The sequence below is a fragment of the Nevskia soli genome (assembly GCF_903970205.1).
GTDB lineage: Bacteria > Acidobacteriota > Terriglobia > Bryobacterales > Bryobacteraceae > Bog-113.
Genome location: NZ_CAJCHS010000266.1, coordinates 1 through 4,062 on the forward strand (window position 1 = coordinate 1; position 4,062 = coordinate 4,062).

The following is a 4,062-nucleotide window of genomic DNA, read 5'->3' on the forward strand; positions in this document are numbered from 1 at the left end:
ATACCGCCGTGAGCTCCAGGCCAACCCGCGCGCGCCCGAGATCCATTACCGCATCGGCCGCCTGATTCTTTCAAAGCAGCATACCGCGCAATCCGTGGCGGCGGGCCGCAACGAAATGCTGCTGGAGCTGCAAAACAATCCGCAGTACGCGGGCGCGGAGTTCATGCTCGGCGAGCTTGCACAGGAGGCCGGGCAATGGCCGCAGGCGGTGCAGCATTTTGGACGCGCCACGCAGCTCGATCCCGCGTTCGCGGATGCGTTCCTTGGGCTCGGGATCGCGCTGCTGGGGGAGAACAACGTGCCCCAGGCCATCCCGGCTCTCGAACGCGCGGAACAGATCGATGCGCAAAATCCCGAGATACACCGGCAACTGGCGATCGCTTACGGGCGCGTGAATCGTCCGGCCGATGCGCAGCGCGAATCGGCTTTGCAGCGGCAGACGCAGAGTCAAACCCAGTTGCCCGCACGTGCTCAGTGAAGTGCATAGATCTGCGCCACGCTCGTATCGCTCATGATCGCCGGATTCCCGTCCACCGTTAGACTCAGGAATGCTTCTACCGGATCGTGTACATTCGCGCCTTCCAAGCTGCTGATCTTTTGCCAGACTCCCTGAGGCGCCGTCAGCTTATAAATTCCGTCCTGCCCCTGCATCATAGCCATGTACAACGACTTACTATCTCTGGCCCAAATCCAGTAGCCCCAAAGCGCGTCAAACTGTTTCAGTTCTTTCCACGTCTTCGTCCTTGCGGTGTACAACATCATCCGTGAAGGCTCCTGTGCAATCGCGACCAGAAACTCACCATCGGGAGACCACGAAGGCACGTAAAGTCCCTCCGAGCCTGGCATCACCGATAGTTCGCGGCTGGCTAAGTTCAGCACATGAATCCCAGTCAGCGGCGTATTTGGGTACGGAAAGTAATTGAAGGCGATGGACTTTCCGTCGGCCGACCACGTGGGCGCCACTTCTTCTTGATCGCCGGCCGGAATTAGTTTCTCGGGCGCCCCGCCATCGGCTGCAACCTTATACAGTTTCTTCCAATCGGAGTAGACTAACCACTTACCGTCAGGCGACCATTGTTGCATTACCGCGTGCGAGTGAGTCAATTGCAGCTTCTCGCTACCATCTATGCGGCTCTTCCATAGATAACGGGTCGGGTATTCCGAGTAAGCCATCCATTGCCGGTCCGGCGAGATCACGAACTCCACTGCCGGAAGCCCGTCCAGAAAGGGCACGAACCGCTTTATGCGCGGATCGAGCACCTGCATAGCACCTTGCGGGAGCCGTCCCAGCACGAATACCCTGGCGCCGCTCCTCGCAGTCGCGTAAGCTTCGATCTGCAACTGATTTCCGGTAATCCGCACGGGGCTCGGCTTGGTCCAGAATCGAAACCATTGCGGCTGAACGAATTCATAGACGTTTGAGAGTCCCTCGCGGTCCGAGGTAAATAGAAAGTGCCGTTCGTCCCGTAACCATTGGCCTGCCCCTATGTTTACGTTTTCAGGCCAGGCGAGTTGCAAGGGATGCGCATCCCCTCCGGTCACCTTCAAGCGCCAGATCCGGGCCGTGCCTTGGGATGAAGCTGTCACCGCGAGTTCCCGGCCATCGGGCGAGAACGACGGATCATAGACATAGCCAGGCGCTAGCCAGAGCTTCTTGATAGTCCCGCCGTCCGCATCACAAGAATAGAGGGTTTTCTGGTTGCCGAATACCAGCGAACGCCCGTCCGGCGACCACCGCGCCGCTTGCGCCAGAGCGTTTCCCAGCCGGCTCGGCTCTCCTCCGACAGTCGAAAGCACCCAAAGCGATCCCAATCCAATCTCGCGGTCGAAGACGTCGGATTTCAACGCCAAAATCTTTGACCCGTCAGCCGCGACATCAACCAGACGCATTCCCGGTGCGACCCCTCGCAGCGGCACTATGGGTCCACCGTTCACCGGCATTTCGGAAGGGATTCCGCGGCTCGAAAAATATAGCCGCGTTCCGTCGGTGAGCAGCGGCGCCTCTTTCGGCTCTAAGGAGAACGTGATCTGTTCCGAATTTAGAGGACCGGGAACAGGAGTGGGAATGAGATAGATCGCGATAACGATTGCCAATCCAACGAGCGTCGCCAGGCTGCCGTACTGGAGAAGGTTCGTCTTCTTCCGCGAGCGGACCGGGAGCCCTTCATCGATTACGCGGCCGCTAAATGCGACGGCGGCGCGTGACGGTTCCGCTGTTTGTTTCTGCAATCGCCGCAGATCGATCAATAGGTCTTTCGCGGATTGGTACCGGTCATCCGGATCCTTTTCCAGTGCTTTCGTGATGATCCTTTGCAACTCGTCCGGCAGCTGGGAGTTCAGTCTCGTCGCAGGCTCCGGCTCAACGCGAAGCACATCAGCCAGGATTGCGGCTAGCGATTCTCCGCGAAAGGCCGGTACACCCGTCCCCATCTCGTAAAGGACAGCCCCCAGGGAAAACAGGTCGCTTCGCCGGTCAATCGGCTTGCCTTGCGCTTGCTCCGGCGACATGTACGGGCCGGTCCCGATTAAGTTGCCGTGCATTGTAATGGGGGCGGTCCGCGTTTGGGACGCCTCGCCGATTACCTCGGAACGGAGCTGCTTCGATACACCGAAGTCCAACAGCTTCGCGGCGCCGCGGCCGGTCACAAAGATATTCGCCGGCTTCAAGTCGCGGTGTACGATACCGTTCGCGTGAGCGCAGTCAAGTGCGTCGGAAATCTCGATGCCGAGTCGCAGAATCGTTTCTACCGGCAAAGGATGCGCGCCAATCATCTCGGCGAGCGTTTGTCCGTCCAACAGTTCCATGGCGAAGTAAGGGATGCCCCGGTCCTCCCCGGCGTCGTAGACGGTGCAGATGTGCGGATGATTCAGGCTCGAGGCCGCGAGCACTTCTTGCCGGAAACGCTGGACCGATTGTTCATCTATCGGCGAGCCGTCCCGCAACAGTTTGAGGGCGACGCGGCGACGCAAGCGGATATCTTCAGCTTCGTAAACGGTCCCCATGCCGCCACTGCCTACCTTATTGAGTATTCGGTAATTCCCAATAAGCCGGCCAGTGAATTCGGTCTTACGATCAGCTTCGTGGTCCATGCGGGTTCACTTCTAGCGCGCTCATCGTCCAAGTGAAATCATTCGAGAAAACCGCGGCAAAAACCGGATGCCGACTCACTGCAGCTGGCTCTCGATCCAATCCAGAATCACGCGATCGGCCCAGAATCGCGGCTTCCTTCGGGAGATGAAGCCGATGTGACCGCCGTGATCGGGGGCAATGACTTGCAGATTCGGATTGCGCGTAATCGCCGGATCGCGATACGACGCGAACGGGACCAAAGGGTCATCTTTCGCCGCGATCAAAAGCGCAGGCACGCGAAGCCGGGCTAAGAGCGGCAACGACGATTGTTCGGTATAGTAGCGGTCCGCGTTGCCGAAACCGAAGCTGGGCGCGGTGATCCTGTCGTCGATATCGTACACCGTACGACATTGGTCTAGTAGATCTTTCGAATAGCGGCCGGTCCGCTCCAGGCGCGCTTTCATGCGCGCGACGAAGCGGCTCTGGTACATGCGGTTCTCACGGGCGCCCACGCGCTGCGAGCAGGCCGCCAGATCGATTGCCGCGGCCACGGTAGCCACGCCCGCAATCAAGCCCGGCTCGGCCTCCGCAGCGGCCTTCAGCGCGACATTTCCGCCCAGAGAGAAGCCGGCCAGAAACACCGGCTTACGGCTGCGATTCTGCCGCACGAATGAAATCAGATCGCTCGTGAGGCCGGCGTGGTAAAGCGTCTGGCAGAGTTCTTCGGTACCGCCGCAGGTTCGCATATGGAAGCGATGCACCGCGAAGCCGGCGTTCAGCGCCGCGTGCGACAAGCTGATCATGTAGCCCGATTCGCCGCTGCCCTCCAAACCATGCACCAGCGCGATCTCGCACCGCGGTTTGAACAGCGGATCGTAGGAATCGACCATGATCTTGACATCCGGTTCCGTCTGGATATAACGGCGCCGGTGCGAGAACCGGCTGAAGTCGAAGTCGCGCGGCCAATAGTTGCCCAGAATGGTGAGCAGGTG

At 59.5% G+C, this 4,062-nt stretch carries 3 protein-coding genes; 1 reads left to right on the plus strand and 2 read right to left on the minus strand.

Annotated features, from left to right (window positions below; genetic code table 11):
* The coding region (locus tag H1Y01_RS12030) for a tetratricopeptide repeat protein (RefSeq protein ID WP_180540763.1) at positions 1 to 478 on the plus strand (478 nt) is incomplete at its 5' end.
* Here H1Y01_RS12030 and H1Y01_RS12035 read toward each other — a convergent pair.
* Both H1Y01_RS12035 and H1Y01_RS12040 read right to left on the minus strand, forming a co-directional pair.
* Positions 472 to 3,090, minus strand: coding sequence for a protein kinase domain-containing protein (locus H1Y01_RS12035; protein ID WP_180540764.1), 2,619 nt, complete (start codon positions 3,088 to 3,090; stop codon positions 472 to 474). The genes H1Y01_RS12030 and H1Y01_RS12035 overlap by 7 nt on opposite strands.
* 75 nt (positions 3,091 to 3,165) lie before the next feature.
* Positions 3,166 to 4,062 (minus strand): YheT family hydrolase (locus H1Y01_RS12040; protein WP_180540765.1); only part of this gene is annotated, 897 nt, incomplete at its 5' end.